7 protein-coding genes are annotated in these 15,767 nt (G+C 75.3%); all 7 read right to left on the bottom strand.

Annotated features, from left to right (window positions below):
* Positions 1-131: 131 nt before the first annotated feature.
* Positions 132-854 (bottom strand): DUF4232 domain-containing protein, encoded by a 723-nt coding sequence (locus ACIQUQ_RS27310; RefSeq protein WP_403980840.1) that lies wholly within the window; start codon positions 852-854, stop codon positions 132-134.
* Between the two features lie 198 nt (positions 855-1,052).
* Positions 1,053-2,480 carry an NAD(P)/FAD-dependent oxidoreductase gene (locus tag ACIQUQ_RS27305; RefSeq protein ID WP_403980838.1) on the bottom strand — a complete coding sequence of 476 codons (1,428 nt, stop codon included), beginning with the start codon at positions 2,478-2,480 and terminating at the stop codon, positions 1,053-1,055.
* A 229-nt stretch (positions 2,481-2,709) separates the two neighbouring features.
* The gene (locus ACIQUQ_RS27300) at positions 2,710-3,954 is read right to left on the bottom strand and encodes a LuxR C-terminal-related transcriptional regulator (protein ID WP_403980836.1); all 1,245 of its coding nucleotides are present in this window, start codon (positions 3,952-3,954) and stop codon (positions 2,710-2,712) included.
* Entirely contained in the window at positions 3,951-5,693 is a 1,743-nt protein-coding gene (gene paaN / locus ACIQUQ_RS27295) for a phenylacetic acid degradation protein PaaN (protein ID WP_403980834.1), read from the bottom strand. The genes ACIQUQ_RS27300 and paaN overlap by 4 nt, the downstream gene beginning before the upstream one ends.
* A gap of 344 nt (positions 5,694-6,037) precedes the next feature.
* Positions 6,038-6,916 (bottom strand): SDR family oxidoreductase, encoded by an 879-nt coding sequence (locus ACIQUQ_RS27290; protein WP_403980832.1) that lies wholly within the window; start codon positions 6,914-6,916, stop codon positions 6,038-6,040.
* Between the two features lie 224 nt (positions 6,917-7,140).
* Positions 7,141-8,346 (bottom strand): FAD-dependent monooxygenase, encoded by a 1,206-nt coding sequence (locus ACIQUQ_RS27285; protein ID WP_403981100.1) that lies wholly within the window; start codon positions 8,344-8,346, stop codon positions 7,141-7,143.
* Positions 8,347-8,443: 97 nt separating this feature from the next.
* Positions 8,444-15,745, bottom strand: a complete 7,302-nt coding sequence (locus ACIQUQ_RS27280; RefSeq protein ID WP_403980830.1) for an amino acid adenylation domain-containing protein — start codon at positions 15,743-15,745, stop codon at positions 8,444-8,446.
* Positions 15,746-15,767 lie beyond the last annotated feature (22 nt).

Here is a 15,767-nt window from a genome sequence, read left to right as displayed (position 1 = left end):
CCGGGGGGGGGCGGGGGGGGCGGGGGCCCCACCCCCCCCCCCGGGGGGGGGGGGGGGGGGGGGGGGGGGGGGGGGGGGGGGGGGGGGGGGGGCCCCCCCCCCCCCCCCGCCGTGCCCGCCGCCGGCGGCCGTCAGGTGGCGAACATGTACCTGCTGACCACGGACTCGCTCGTGTTCCAGTAGGTGACGCCCGGCGTCGGGCCCACGTCCACGAAGGTGGGCTCGGGCAGCGGCACGTCCAGCGGCGTGCCGACCTCGCCGTCCCGGTCCACGAAGCCGACGGTCATCTTCCTCTTCAGGTCGACCTGCTCGCCGGCGCGGAAGAGCCGCAGGCCCACGTAGGCCTTGCCGCCGGGACGGATCGTGGCCACCGCGTGCCAGTCCGACTCCAGCGGGCCGATCGGGTCCCGGGCGCCGTCGCCGAACCGCACGAAGGGGTAGCGGTACAGCGTGCAGGGCGTCTTCCCGGTGTTCGTGGCGGTGAGCAGCATGTGCCGGCCCGAGTCCTGCCGGTAGAACGTCGTGGCGACGGAGATGTCCGCGGAGGTGCAGGCGGCCTTGCCGTCCCTGCCCCCGCCCGGCCCGCCGCTCCCGCCGGGCCGGGGGGAGCCGGCCGGAGTGGTGGGGCTCCCCGGGCCGCCGGACGCGGACAGGCCCGGGCCCCCCGGGGCTGCGGGCGGAGCGGAGGTCCGGCCCCCGGACCCGGCGGGTGCGGTCGGGCTCTGGGTCGCGGGCCGGGTGCCGGGGCGCGCGTCGTCCTTCGCGCCGTCCGTGCAGGCGGTGGCGGAAAGGAGCGCGGCCACGGCCACGGCTCCGAGGGCGAGGTTCCTCCCGCCCCTGCGGGTGCTGCGCATGATGGTCCCCCGTGATGGCTTCAGGTGCTCCGCTTCGTGCGGCTGACCAGGTGGTTATGCTCCGCGCCACGCTGCGTACGCCCCTCCGCCCCCGACCGTTACGGAGCGCGCATAGAGCAGCCCGCGTTCCGCTTCCGGCCGCCGCCCGCTTCCCCGGCCCGCCCGGTTTCCGCCCGCCGCACCCTGCCTGGCGGCGGGTCAGAACACCGACAGCAGGCGCTTGACGGCGGCCGGGACGCGGCCGCCACGGTCCTCGCGGGCCTCCACCGCGCGGAGTGCGGGGAGGACCAGGCGGGAGCCCGGGTAGCGGAGGGGTTCCGGCGGGAACCAGCCGGCCGGCGGGCGGGTGAAGGCGGACCGCGACCACTCGTCGTCCGTGCCGAGCACGAAGGAGGCCAGCACCCGGGCCATCAGCCGGGACGGGCCGACGCCGTCGCCGGAGTACCCGGTGGCGTAGCAGACCCCGGGCACGGACTTCAGCCAGCCGGCGAAGGGCAGCGAGGTCACCGAGTACTCCACCGGCGCGGTCCAGCTCATGTCGACCGGGGCGGCGGCGAGTTCGGGGAAGAGGCGGCCGAGGTGGGCACGGAGTTCGGCCGGGCGCAGCGCCTCGCCCCAGAGGGTGCTGGGGCCGAGGCCGCCGAAGGCGACGCCGGAGCCGCCCTTGCCGAAGAGGAGCCGGCCGTCGGGGGTGGTGCGGTAGTAGTTCAGCCGGCGCCGGGAGTCGCAGACGGAGGTCTCGCCGTCCCAGCCCAGGGCCTTCAGCTCCGCCGGCACCGGCTGGGTGAGCAGGGTGTCGCTGGCCACGGTCACCATGCGCCGGCCGAGGTCCTCCAGCTGTCCGGCCCAGGCGTTGATCGCGAGCACCACCCGGTCCGCGTGCACGCTGCCGTACGGGGTGTGGGCGCGCACGGTACGGCCCTCGGCGGCCCGCAGCGCGGTCAGCGGGGTGCGCTCGTGGATGCGGACGCCGGCGTCGAGGCTGGCCCGGCGCAGGCCCCGGGTCAGTTTGGCGGGCTGGAGGGTGGCGCAGCCGGGGTCGAGCACGGCGCCGTGGTGGGCGCGGGTGCCGACGGCGGCGCGGGCCTCGGCCGCGGTGATCTGCCGCAGGGGCTCGATGCCGGCGCGGTGCAGGTCGTCCAGGGTCTGCTGCCAGGCGCCCCGCTGGCCGGGCGAGGAGGCGGCCCACATCCAGGGGCCGCGGCGGTGCTCGATGTCGATGGCGTGGGCGTCGGCGAAGTCGAGGATCTCGTCGACGGCCGCGGCGGAGGCCTCGCCGGTACGGCGGGCCTCCTCCGGGCCCCCGATGGCGACGAGGCTGCTGAACCGGGCCCACATGGGCATCAGGTAGCCGGCGTTGGCGCCGCTGGCGCCGCCGCCGCACACGTCCGCCTCGATCAGCACGATGTCGGTGCCGGGGGCGCGGCGCAGGATCTCCAGGGCGGTCCAGAGGCCGGTGAAGCCGCCGCCCACCACGCACACGTCGGCGCGCAGCTCCCCGGCCAGCGGCGGGGTGCGGCCGTCCTCGGGCTCGGCGGCGAGGGCGTCGCGCAGCCAGGGCGTGCGGCGGGCGGGGGGCGGGGTGTCGAGGTGGGGCCAGGTCGGGGGCAGGCGCAGTTCGGTCACGGTGCGGGGTCTCCAGAGGACGGGGTGTCGGGCGCGGGGCGCTGTGGGGGCCGGGCGGGGATGTGGGCCCGGAGCCGTGGGGGCCGGGCCGGGGTGTGGGCGGTGCCGCGAAGCCGGGTGGGCGGTGCAGCGAAGCCGGGTGGGGGGGTGGCCGTGCGGCGGCTGGCGGGCCGGTGCTGTGGGATCCCGGGCGGGGACGTCCGATCCCGTGGGGCGCGGCGCCGGCGGGTCAGTTGCAGCGGGCGGCCTGGAGCAGGTCGATGCGCGAGCTCACCCCGTAGATCTTGAAGAGCTTGCGGAGGTGGTAGTTGACGGTGTGCGGGGACAGCGCGAGGCGGCGGGCGATCTGCTGGTTCGTCAGGCCCTCCGCGACCAGCGCGACCAGCGCGTGCTGCTGCTCGCTCAGCCGGCCGCCGCGCGCCGGGCAGTCGGCCGTGAGCGGGCCCGGCTGCACCGGCACGCCTCGGCGCTGCCCCCGGCGCACCGAGCGCAGCGCGGCGGCCTCCTGCTCCAGGGCCGTCCGTACCGAGGCGGGCACCGATTCGGCGATCAGCCGGCGCAGCAGCGGGCCCTGGAAGACGGCTCGGGTGTCCTCGTTGCGGACCACCCCGGTGGCGCAGACCTCCTCCAGGGTGGGCAGCAGCGCGGACACGGAGGTGCGCATCATCAGGGCGAGTTCCTCGTAGACCACCTCGTCGCCGAGGACCGCCGCGACGCGCAGCAGCTGGCGGCAGGCGACCGAGTACCGCTCCAGGGTGGCCCGTACGCGGGCGGACAGGCGGGCCGGCAGGCCCTCGGCCAGCAGCTCCGCCTCGCCGCCGGACAGCCTGACGCCGCCCTCCTCCTGGAGGCCGGTGAGCAGTTCGATCAGCAGCCGCGGGTGGCCCGCGGCGTCCCCGATGAGCCGCCGCAGGGCCGGGTCGGGCGGGGCGCCCAGCAGGTCGTGCGCGAGGTCGGCGGTGGCGGCGGGGCCCAGGGGGCCGAGGACCAGCCGTTCGGTCCGGGCCGCCGGGTCGGCGAGCAGCGGTCCGGTGAGCGGCGGGGCCTCGCCGGGCCGGTGGGCGATCAGCCAGACGGCCCGGCCGGCGCCGGAACGTTCCCGGAGGCCGGCGGCGCGGGTCCGGTGCGGGGCGCGGTCGGGTGCCCCGCGGAGGTCGTCGACGATCACCAGGTGCGGGCCGGAGGGCTGGTCGCAGCGGCCGTAGCCGTCACCGGTCCGGCCGCCGGTGAGCGTGGCCGAGGCCCGGCCGGCCCTGCCCTCGCGCCCGTGGGGGCGGCGCGGGGGCAGGTAGCCGAGGGCCCGGGCGAGGGCGGCGGCCTCGGTCAGCAGCCGGGTCTTGCCGATGCCCGGCATGCCCTCGACGGCCAGGACGGCACCCCCCTCGCGACGGCCGTGCTCCAGCACGTCGCGGATCAGGGCGAGTTCGCGTTCCCGGCCGCGGAGCGGCACCTCGGCGGCCAGGACGGTGTTCACGCGGCACCGCCGTAGCGCCGTACCACCACCGTGCGGAAACGATCCGCCACGAAGGCGCCGTCGGTGAGGACGGCGTTGCCCGAAGGGTTCATGCCGGTGCCGTGCAGGTCGGAGTAGACGGCCGACTGGGAGATGTACCAGTCCCCCATCAGGTTCATCGAGAGCATCACCCCGGCCTCGGCGCAGGCGGCCTCCATCGCCGTCTCCACCTCGCCGGAGACCGAGTACAGGCCGGCCGAGAGCGCCCCGCACTCCCGCGTGGTCTCCGCGAGCAGCTCCAGCGCGGAGGGGACGGAGTCCACGGCCACCGCGAAGCAGACCGGGCCGAGCCATTCGGAGAGCAGGGTGGCCCGGTCCCCGCCGCGCTCGGCGTCGAGCTTCACGACGACCGGCGTACGCACCACCGCGCCGGGGTGTCCGGGGTGCCGCACCGTCCGCGAGGCCACACCGACCGGGCCGAGGGCGCCGGACATCGCGAGGTCCACCCGGGAGCGGACCTCGGGGCCGAGCAGGGCCCCGAGGACCGCGCAGGCGTCCGCGTCGTCGCCCAGCAGCGCGTGCAGCGCGCCGCCCAGGTCGGCGACCACCTCGTCGTAGCCCTTGTGGCCCTCGTCGGTGGCGATGCCGGTGCGCGGGATCAGCAGGTTCTGCGGGCTGGTGCACAGCTGGCCGCTGTAGAGGGAGACGGAGAAGGCCAGGTTGGCGAGCATGTCGCGGTAGTCGTGGGTGGATTCGACGAGGACGGTGTTGACCGCGGAGGTGGCGGTGAACACCCGGGCCTGGCGGGCGTTGGCGGTGAGCCAGTCCGCGAAGGCGGTGCGGCCCGTGTAGTCGACCAGGCGCACCTCGGGGGCGGTGGCCAGGCGGCGGGCGAGCCGCTCGCCGGGGTACTCGGGGGCCAGGCACACGAGGTCGGGGGCGAAGCCGGCCTCGGCCAGCACCTCGCGGGCCTGGGCGACGGTCAGCGCGAGCGGGAGGACGGCGGCGGGGTGCGGCTTGACCAGGACGGGGTTGCCGGTGGCCAGGGAGGCGAACAGGCCGGGGTAGCCGTTCCAGGCGGGGAAGACGCTGCCGGCCACGAGGAGGGAGACGCCCCGGGGGACCACGGCGTACCGCTTGCTGAGGTTGACGGCCCGGTCGGGGCCCTGGGGCTTGCGCCAGCGGGCTCCCGCGGGCAGCCGGCTCTGCTCGAAGTAGGCGTAGGCGACGGCCTCCAGGCCGCGGTCCTGGGCGTGCACGGCTCCGGCGTGGAAGGCCATCACCGGGTTGTGGCCGCTGGTGTGCGCGGCGGCGGCCGCGAACTCGGGGCTGCGGGCGTTGATCCGGTCCAGGATCTCCAGGCAGACCGCGGCGCGCGCCTCGGGCCCGGCGTCCCGCCAGGCGGGCAGGGCGGCGGTCATGGCCGGGAGCAGGACCGCGGGGTCGTGGTGGGGGTAGGAGATGCCGAGTTCCATGCCGTACGGGGAGCGCTCGCCGCCCTGGTCGGGCGCCGGGCCGACCGTTCCGTCCCGGCCGGGCTGGCCGAGGTCCAGGGGGCGGCCGAGCAGGGCCCGTAAGGCGGCCTCGCCGTCGGCCGCCGCGTCCGGCCCGTAGGCTCCGGTCTCCTCGGGGTACGGGGACCAGTGCTCGCGGGTGTGGATGACCTCCAGGGCCCGGTCGAGGGTGGTCCGGTGCCGCGTGATCAGCCGTGCCAGGGAGCCGCCCGCGCCGGCGGGAGCGGGCTGAGTGCTTCGTGCCATGATCTTCATCCTTGTCGTGCGGGGTCACGGGTTCCACAGCAAACTCGGTCACTGCGGCGACGTGACGGTCCGTTCGCGTCCGCCGTGTCGCGCACCGCGGGCCCGCCGCACGCCGCGGGGCGTGGGAGGTGCTCAAATCTCGTGGGACCAGGGGCCCTTGCAGGGCCGTGGGGTGGCCGCAGCGGGCCCGCCCGGCATACCCGGGGTATGGAGAACGAAAGCCACATCACGCCCGGAGCGAAGAATTCCGGTCACGATCATGGCGCGTTCCCTTCGGGAGCGGTGCCGGGCGGGCCCGCCGACTGGCCTGTTTCATACCGGTCGGTCGACCCGAATGCCGGTTCCTACCGGGTGATCGGGCGCAGGTACCGGTCGAGTGCGGCGTCCGGCAGCGCCCGGGCCAGCACGCTCACGGTGCGGGCGTCCGCGCCCACCCGGTAGCGCGACCGGGGCCGCCGGGCGGTGAGCGCCTGCCCGACGGTGCGGGCGAAGTCCTCGGGACGGGTCCTGCTGTCCCGGGCCTGGCGCTCGTTGGCGTGCAGGAAGCGGTGGAACGGGATGCGGTACAGGTCCGCGACGTGCTCGGGCACGCCGTCCATGGCGGCCCGCGCGGTCTCGGTGACCTTCCCCCAGATCGGGGTCATGATCGCCCCGGGCTGGACCACGCTCACCTCCACGCCGTGCGGGCGCAGCTCGCGCCGCAGCACGTCGGTCAGCGCCTCCTTGGCGAACTGTGCCGACGCGTACGCTCCCAGGTACGGGATGGCCACGCTGCCCAGACCCGAGGTCACGTTGACGACGCGGCCGCGGGCGCGGCGCAGCTGGGGCAGGAAGGCCTGGGTGACGGCGAGCTGGCCGACCACGTTGATGTCCAGCTGGCGGCGCAGCTGTTCGGGCGCGACGCACTCCAGCGGCGCCGAGACGCAGATGCCTGCGTTGTTCACCAGGCCCCACAGGCCCCGGTCCGCGACCGCCTCGGCGACCGTCCCGGCCGCCTCGGCGATGCTCTTCTCCTCGGTCACGTCGACCCGGACGGGGGTGATGCGCCCGTACGCGGCCTCCTGGGCCAGGGCCTCGCCGTCGGCCGCGTTGCGCACGCCCGCGAACACCCGGAAGCCCGAGCGCTCCAGTTCGAGCGCGCAGACCCGGCCGAGCCCCGAGGAGGCCCCGGTGACCAGCACGGACCTGCCGTGCGGCGCGAGCGCGCCGAGAGGGGATGACATGTCGTTCTCTCCTGAGTCGTTCGGTCGTGAGTCGTTCGGTCCTGAGTGGCGCGGTGCGGGCTAGGCCGTCTCTTTCGGATCTTGCCGGTTAAGCCCGCGTCGTCCGGTGCCGTGCATCGCAAGGCGGAGAGGCGCCCGTGTACTGGACGTACTTGGGCGCCTCGACAACGCGGCGAGGCGCGGTGCCGGGCGGCGCGGGTCAGGCATGATCCGGAAGAGACGGCCTAGGCGGCGGCCGGGGTAGCGGCGCCCGGGCCGGCGAGGGGGAAGGTGAGCGAGTCCTCCAGGGTGCGGACCAGCTTGCGCTCCGGCATGAAGCGGAAGTACGCGTCCCGGACGGGCCGGCGCACCGGGTCCTCGGACTGCTCGAAGGTGCTGATGCCGCGGGAGGCGGCCACCATGGCCCGGGTCCGCTCCCGGCGTTCGTCCTCGTAGCGGCGCAGGGCGCGCGGCAGGTCGGCCGCCCCCTTGAGGGCCCGGCCGAGCACCACCGCGTCCTCGATGGCCATGCCGGAGCCCTGGCCGAGGCTGGTGAGCATCGGGTGCGCGGCGTCCCCGAGGAGGGTGACCGGGCCCCGGCCCCAGCGCTCCAGGAAGGCGCGGTCCCGGGAGGGCACGGCGATGACGGACTCCTCGGGGGTGGCCCGGATCGCCTCCTGCACCTCGTCGGCCCAGCCCGCGTACGCGGCGAGGATCTCGGACTTGTCCCCGCGCCAGTCGGCGGAGCGCTCGGCGGGCATGTTCTTCGTGCCCCACCAGTAGAGCCGCCCGCCGCCCATGTCGACCATGCCGAAGCGCTTGCCGCTGCCCCAGTAGTGGGTGACCGAGCCGGGCGCGAACCGCGGGTGCGAGAAGGGGACCACGGCCAGCCAGCAGACGTACCCGCTGTCCCGGGAGTCCTCGGGGCCGACCAGCTGCCTGCGGACCACGGAGTTGAAGCCGTCGGCGCCGATCAGCACGTCGCCGTGCGCCTCGGAGCCGTCCTCGAACCGCACCCGCACCCCGTCGCGCGGGTCCGCGCCGGTCTCGAAGCCGGTGGCGGCGGCGCCGAGGGTGAGCGGGATGCCGTCCGCGGCCTCCAGCAGCGCGGCCTGGAGGTCGGCACGGGTGATCAGGACGCTGGGCACCCCGAGCCGTCCGATGATCTCCGGGAAGGGGAACTCCCTGATCAGCCGCCCGCGGGCGGTCCTGACGTGGTAGGACTCCAGGGCCGTGCCGCGCCGTGCCAGGTCGATGCCCGCGCCGAGGGAGTCCAGGGCGCCGATGGCGTTGCTCATCACCGACAGTCCCGAGCCGGCCGCGCGCAGCTCGCCGGCCCGCTCGTACACCTCGACGTCGAGCCCCGCCCCGCGCAGGGCGATCGCGGCGGTGAGCCCGCCGATGCCCGCGCCGAGGACGATGGCCTTGGCCGTCCCGCCGTTCCGCTCCATGCCGCTGCCCGTGCTCTTTCCTGGTCCGTGGTGCTGGTCGGGTGTGTCGTGGGGGATGTCGTCCCGGTGGTCGTCCGGGATGTGAGTGGCGCTCATGTCAGTCGCCGATCAGCTCGTCGACGACCTTGACCATGTGGCCCACGTGCGGCTCCTCCATGATCGTGAGGTGGTCGCCGGGTACGTCGACCACGTCGAGGCGGCCGCTGGTCCGCTCGCGCCAGCCGTTCGTGGGGTCCTTGTGCATGCTCTCGATGGCGGTGTGCATCGAGTTGAGGACCTCGGGCAGCGGCTCCGAGGCGTGGATGAGGACCATGTCCTGGTCGACCACCTCGGGCCGGTAGGCGAAGGCCGCCTTCCAGTTGGCCTCGTAGACGTGGAACAGCCGGCGGACCACCGCGCCGGTGCTGCCCGCGGGCAGCACCCCCTCGTCGACGGCGAGCTGGGCGATGAAGTCGAACTTCTCCTCAAGCGTGCCGAGTCCGGCCGGGATCAGCTCCAGCGGCGAGTCCCCGCCGCGGCGCAGCCAGAGCAGTTCCCAGAAGAACCAGCCGAGCAGGGCCTCGTCCCCGGTGTTGAGCCGCCGTCCGGGGTTGAGGGCGGTGGTGTCCAGCAGCACCAGGCGCCGGATCTCCTCCCCCGCCGCCCGCAGCTGACGGGCCATCTCGAAGGCGACGAAGCCTCCGAAGGACCAGCCGCCGATCACGTAGGGGCCGGCGGGCTGGACCCGGCGGATGGCCTCGACGTAGCCGGCGGCGATCTCCTCGACGCTGCGCAGCGCCTCCGTGCCCGGGTCGGCGCCGGCCGCCTGGAGGGCGTAGAAGGGCTGGTCGTCGGGGAGGTGCCGGGCGTAGCGGACGTAGCAGAGCACGTTGCCGCCCATGGGGTGGACGAAGAACATCGGGCGGCGGTCCCCGTCGGTCCGGATGGGCACCAGCGGGTCGAAGGCGGTACGGGCCGCCCCGGAGCGGAGCCGGGCGGCGAGGGCCGCGGCCGTGGGGGCGGCGACGAACTCCGAGAGCGGGATGTTCGTCCCGTACCGCTGCTCGATCTGGACCACCAGGCGCATCGCGGTGAGCGAGGTGCCGCCGAGGTCGAAGATGTTCTGGTGCGGGCCCACGGCGGGCAGCTGAAGGAGGTCGGCCAGCATCTCCGTCAGCGTCCGCTCGTACGCGTCGAGCGGCCCGGCCGCGTCGTCGGCCGTGCCGGCGGTCAGCCCGGCCCGGCGCAGTGCCGCGTCGTCCCGCTTGCCGCTCGGGGTGAGCGGGAGGGCGGTCAGCCACTCGAAGTGCGAGGGCATCATGTAGTCCGGCAGCACGGTGCGCAGTTGCTTGCGCAGCAGCGCCAGGTCGGCGCCGTCGGGGTCGCCGGTCAGGAAGGCGGCCAGGAAGGAGTCGTTGCCCTCGCGCCGTCGGGCGACGACGGCGGCCTCCTGGATGCCGGGGTGGCCGGCCGCGAACCGGGTGATGGCCAGCTCCACCTCGGCCGGCTCCACGCGGTAGCCGCGCACCTTGACCTGCGCGTCCGCGCGCCCCAGGCAGACGATGTCGCCGCCGGGCAGTTCCAGGCCCAGGTCACCGCTGCGGTAGAGCCGCTCCCCCGTGACCGGGTGGGTGACGAACCGCTCCGCGGTCAGGTCGGGCCGGCCCACGTACCCCTCGGCGAGGCAGTCGCCGGCGAGGTACAGCTCGCCCTTGACGCCGCGCGGCACCGGGCGCATCCGCGCGTCGAGCACCCGGACCGCCGAGTTGTCGACGGGCCGGCCGACGGGCGGCAGGGCGGGGAAGCCGGCCGGGTCGCCCTGCATGGTGTACGCGGTGACCACGTGGGACTCGGTGGGCCCGTACTGGTTCTCCAGGATCACGCCGGGGACGGCCGCGCACAGCCGGCGTATCTCGTCGGTGACGCGGAGCTGTTCGCCGGAGGAGAGCAGCGCCTTCAGGCTCCGCGGGGCGAGGTCCAGGGCGGCGGCCGCCTCGGCGAGCTGCTGGAGGGCGACGTACGGCAGGTACAGGCGCTCGACGCCCTCGCGGTCCAGCAGCCGCAGCAGGCCGGGCATGTCGCGCCGCTCGTCCTCGGAGAGCAGGAGCAGGGTGCCGCCCCCGCAGAGCGTCGAGAAGATCTCCTGGAAGGAGACGTCGAAGCTCAGCGGGGCGTACTGGGCGGTGGTGCCGCCGACGACGCCGCTCGGGACCGCGTTCTGCCAGGCCACCAGGTTGGCGAGGGAGCGGTGCGGCATGGCCACGCCCTTGGGCGCGCCGGTCGAGCCGGAGGTGAAGAGGACGTACGCGATGTCCTCGGGGGCGACCGCCGGCGGGGTGAGCGGGGTGTCCGGGCCGGTCCCGGCGGCCGGGTCCCCGAAGAGCTCCTCCGCAGGCAGTACGGGGGCCAGCTCGCCCAGCGGTCCGGCGTGCTCGGCGTCCGCGACGATCCGGAACGGCCGGGCCTGCTCGACCATGGAGGTCAGCCGCTCGGCCGGGTAGCCGACGTCCAGGGGCACGGTCGCGGCGCCGGCCCTCATCACGCCGAGGATCACCGCGACGGTCTCCGGGGAGCGGGGCATCGCGATGCCGACCCGGTCGCCGGGGCGGGAGCCGAGGGCCAGCAGCCGGGCGGCCACCCGGTCGGCGGCGCGGCCGAGTTCGGCGTACGTCCACCGGCGGGCTCCGAAGGCCACGGCCACGGCGTCGGGGGTGAGCGCGGTCCGCTCGGCCACGGCGCGGGCCACGTCGGTGAAGGGGCGGGCCGGGGACGCGGCGGGGGCCTGGGCGGGTGCCTGGGCGGCGGCGGTCCGGTCGGTACCGGGTGCGTCGGCCCGTGCCGCGGTGAGGAAGCCGAGGTCCGGGGCCTCGCCGGGGTGCCGGACGATCCGGTCGAGCACGGCGGTGTAGGTGCCGGCGTACAGCTCCGCCTGGGCGGGGGTGAAGGTCTGGCCGTGGAAGTCCATGCGCAGCCGCACGGTGCCCTCGACCGGGTCGGTCATCGCGTTGACCAGCAGCTGGAAGTTGGTCTCCTCCCAGGTCCTGAAGTCGAGCAGGCGCACGCCCGGCAGCTCGAAGACGGCCGCGAGCTGCCGGAAGTGGATGTAGTTGAAGGCCGTTTCGAGGACGGCCGCCCCTCGGTCCTCCTGGATGGCGCTCAGCGGGTGGCGCCGGTGGTCGTGGCTGAGGCGCTCCTCGTCGAAGGCCGCCCGGACCACGCCGGCCCAGTCGGCTGCGGCGCCGGTGTCGAGGCGCACGGGCATGGTGTTGAGGAAGAGGCCCGCGGTGCGGTCGGCGCCCTCGATCTCGGGGCGGCCGTGCGTGACCAGGCCGGTGGTGACGTCCGCCGAGCCGGAGTACAGACTCAGGGTGAGGACGTGGGCGGCGAACAGCACCGACTTCATCGGCAGCGCGCGGTCGGCGGCGAACTCGCGGGCCGCGTCGGTCAGTTCCCTCGGCAGGTCGACGAGCCGGGTGAGCTGCTCCGCGCCGCGCGGCGCCTCGTGCGGCCGGAAGGCCTCCAGCCGCAGCAGCGGCGCGTCCGCCAGCTTCTCCTGCCAGAACCGCCGGGTGTCCGCGGACTCCAGGGCCCGGCGCTCGGCCAGCACGTGGTGGGCGCCGGAGGGCAGGGCGGTGTCCGGCACGGCCCCGATCGGGTGGCCGAGGGTGTGCAGGTAGTCCTGGAGCAGCTCGCGGATCAGGGTGGCGACGCTGCCGCCGTCGAGGATGGCGTGGTGGAAGCTGAGCACCAGCTCGACGGTGTCGTCGAGGACGTGGGCGCGGAAGAGGTAGAGCGGGGCGCGCTCGAACTCGTAGCGGTGGAAGCGGCGTTCCTCGATGTGTGCGGTGATCTCGGCACGGGCCGCGGCGTCCGGGAGGCCGCGCAGGTCCACGGTCTCCAGGCCGCCCTCGACGGTGTGGTCGACGATCTGGAGCGGCTCGGAGAAGGATCCCAGGTCGAAGGAGGAGCGCAGGACGGGGTGGCGGGCGGCGAGCCGCGCGAAGGCCTCCCGGAAGCGGTCCTCGTCCCAGTCGAGGACCAGGCTGTACTGGAAGACGTCGTGGTAGACGGCCGAGTGCTCCTCGGCCCGGCTGTGGTAGAGCAGGCCGAGCTGGAGGCGCGTGAGGGGGTGGGCGTCGGCCCGGCCTTCGAGCCGGGCCCGGTCCACCTGGGAGACCAGCGCGAAGGGCGCGAGTTCCGCCGGCGCTCCGGCCGCGGTGCCGGTGGTGGCGCGGGCGGCGAGCTGGGCGACGGTGGGGTGGTTCATCAGGTCGGTCAGCGAGAAGCGGATGCCGGCCCTCTCGGCCTGCGCGTGGATGCGCAGCATGGTGATGGAGTCGCCGCCGAGGGCGTAGTAGTCGTCGTGGATGCCGAGGCGGTCCGGCTCGGTCTCCAGGACCCGCGCCCAGATGCCGTGGAGGGTCTCCTCGGTGGCGTTCCGGGGCGGTTCGGCGGCACCGGCGGCACTGGCGGCCGGTGCGGGCAGGGCCCGCCGGTCGGCCTTGCCGTTCGGTGTCAGGGGCACCCGGTCGATCCGCGTGAAGTACGAGGGGATCATGAACTCGGGCAGCTGGGTGGCGAGTTCGGCGCGGAGGGCGGCCGGGTCGCGCTCGGCGTCGGCGACGTAGTAGCTGACCAGGACGGTGCCCCGGGCGGCCGTGTCGCGGTCGACGACGACGGCGTCGCGGATCCCGTCCAGGGAGGCGAGCCGGTTCTGGACCTCGCCCAGCTCGACGCGGTTGCCGCGGATCTTGACCTGGCCGTCGATCCGGCCGAGGTACTCGACGGAGCCGTCGGCCAGCCGCCGCGCGAGGTCGCCGGTGCGGTAGATGCGGCCCTCGGGGGTGAAGGGCTCCCCGTCGGGCAGGTGACGGCCGGGGAAGGGGTCCGCCGTGAACTTCTCGGCGGTCAGCTCCGGCCGGTCCAGGTAGCCGCGGGCCACGTTGACGCCGCCGATGCACAGCTCGCCGGGGACGCCGGCCGGCTGCAGCCCGCCGTGCGCGTCCACCACGTACAGCACGGTGTTGTCGATCGGACGGCCGATGGGCACCCGCCGGACCGGCTCGCCGGTGCCGCCGGGGCACTCGTGGTACGACACGTCGACGGTGGCCTCGGTGGGCCCGTACAGGTTGACCAGGCGCGGGCCGCCGGGGCCGGCGCCGAAGACGCGGTCGAACTGCTCGACGCGCGCGGCGGGCAGCGCCTCGCCGCTGCAGAAGACGGTGCGCAGCGAGCCGGCCCGGGCGCGCAGTTCCGGGGAGACCTCCAGGAGGTCGAGGAAGGGCCCGAGCATGGACGGCACGAAGTGCAGCACCGTGACCCGGCGGGCGTCGATCGCGGCGAGGATCTCGCGGGGGTCCTTCTGGCCGCCGACGGGCAGCAGGGCCAGGCCCGCACCCTCGATCGCCCACCAGAACAGCTCCCAGACGGACACGTCGAAGGAGATCGGGGTCTTCTGCAGGATGACGTCGTCCGCACCGACCGGGTAGGCCCGCTGCATCCAGGCCAGCCGGTTCACGACGGAGTGGTGCTCGACCATGACGCCCTTGGGGCGGCCGGTGGAGCCCGAGGTGTAGATGACGTACGCGAGGTCGCGCGGCCCGGCGTGCGGGCCGACGGGGCCGTCCGGGCCGGTGAGGAGCTCCTGGACGGTCAGCGGGCGGAGGGCGCCCGCCTCTTCCGGCAGCTCGGTGCCGGGGTCGGCGAGCACGGCCGCGGCGCGGCTGTCCTCCAGTAACAGGCCGATGCGCTCGGCCGGGTAGCCGGGGTCGACGGGCACGTACGCGGCGCCGGCCTTCAGCACGCCGAGCAGGGCGACGAGGAGCTGCGGGGAGCGCTCCATCAGCACGGCGACGCGGTCGCCGGTGGCGACGCCCCGCTCGCGCAGGGAGCGGGCCAGCTGGTTGGAGCGGGCGTCGAGCTCGGCGTGGGTGAGGGTGTCGGTGCCGTCCGCTCCGGTCACGGCGGTGCGGCCGGGGGTACGGGCGGCCTGCTCGGCGATCAGCGCGTGGACGGTGGTGCCGTCGGCGTACGGGACGCGGGGGCCTCGGGAGTCGCGTACGAGCGCGGCGTAGCCGGCCCCGTCGAGCAGCGGCAGGGTGACGGCGGGCCGTTCTGGCTCGTCCAGGCCGGCCCGGATGAGGGTGAGCAGGTGGCCGGCGACGGAGGCGATGGGCAGGTCGTCGTCGAAGACGTCGAGGGCGTAGTCGAGGTCGATGCGGAGGTCGGCGTCGTCGTCGAAGGCGTGCACCATCACCGACAGCGCGTCCCGGGCGTGCACGGGCGCCTTGACCACGGTCTCGGTCTCGACGCCGGGCAGGGTGGCGGGGCGGGGGAAGCGGAGGTAGGAGAGCGTGACGTCGAAGAGGCGGCGGGAACCGGCCCCGGTGGCGGGGAGTTCGCGCACGGCGTCCCCGAGGGCGAGCCGCTCGTGGCCGCGCAGGGTGTCCGTGCCGGCGCGGACGCGGGCGGCCAGCTCGGGGAGGGTGGCGGCGGCGTCGACGGCCACGCGGAGCGGGAGGCTGTTGGCGACCTGGCCGACGGCGGCCTTCTCGGCCTCGGAACGGCGGTTGAGGAAGGGGACGCCGAGGACGGCCTCGTCGGCGTTGTGCACGCGGGCGAGGTAGGTGGCGAAGGCGGCGGCCACGAAGGCGAAGGGGGAGCTGCCGCCCTCCCGGATGCGGCGGACCAGCGCGCCGTCCACGGTGAGGGTGTGGCGGCCGCGCAGCACGGGGGTGTCCCCGGCGGCGACGGTCCGGGGGAAGAGGGCGGGGGTGATGCCCGCGAGGGCCTCCCGGTGGTGGGCCCGGTCCTCGTCGTACGCGGCGGAGTCGCGGTACGCGGCCTCGGCGTCCAGCAGCGTGGTCACGGAGGGCACGAGGGCGGGGGCGCCCGTCGCGTCGGGGGTGACGGAGCCGGCCCGGACGGCGGTGCCGGTGCGGCGGGCGTACTCGTCGTGGACCCGGCGGAGAACGAGGTTGAGCGCCCAGGCGTCGGCGATCAGGTGGTGGACGTTGAGGTGCAGGTGCACCACCCGCTCGCTCTCGCGCAGCACCGCGGCCGTGAACAGACGCGAACGGCGCAGCGTGAACGGGCGGTTGAAGGAGTCGCGCTGCCACTGCGCACAGGCCGCGGCGGGCGCCGGCGCGCCGGAGTGGTCGACGTACTCCACCTCGGGTCCGCCGTCCTCGGGCGCGAGCCACTGGAAGGGGACGCCGTCCCGGTGGTCGAAGCGGAGGGAGAACGCGTCGTTGGTCTCCAGGACGTGCCGGAGGGCGTCCCGCAGTGCGTCGGTGTCTATGTCGCCGTCCAGCCGTTCGTGGATGACCACGTTGAACTGGGGGTCGGCGACGGTGGCTGATTCGGCAGCCCAGATATCGCGCTGATAGGCGGACAGCGGGAGCTGACGTGAAGCGAGCATCGGCCTTCCTTCGATAATTCGG

The organism is Streptomyces sp. NPDC101118 (assembly GCF_044759445.1).
Lineage (GTDB): Bacteria > Actinomycetota > Actinomycetes > Streptomycetales > Streptomycetaceae > Streptomyces.
The sequence above is the reverse complement of the archived record's forward strand: the minus strand, read 5'-3'. Positions and strand labels throughout refer to the sequence as shown.

Bases quoted from the DNA above. Each gene is read 5' to 3' on its own strand.
- ACIQUQ_RS27285 (WP_403981100.1), bottom strand. From the start codon at position 8,346: ATGGAGCGGAACGGCGGGACGGCCAAGGCCATCGTCCTCGGCGCGGGC.
- ACIQUQ_RS27290 (WP_403980832.1), bottom strand. From the start codon at position 6,916: ATGTCATCCCCTCTCGGCGCGCTCGCGCCGCACGGCAGGTCCGTGCTG.
- ACIQUQ_RS27280 (WP_403980830.1), bottom strand. From the start codon at position 15,745: ATGCTCGCTTCACGTCAGCTCCCGCTGTCCGCCTATCAGCGCGATATC.
- ACIQUQ_RS27310 (WP_403980840.1), bottom strand. From the start codon at position 854: ATGCGCAGCACCCGCAGGGGCGGGAGGAACCTCGCCCTCGGAGCCGTG.
- paaN (WP_403980834.1), bottom strand. From the start codon at position 5,693: ATGGCACGAAGCACTCAGCCCGCTCCCGCCGGCGCGGGCGGCTCCCTG.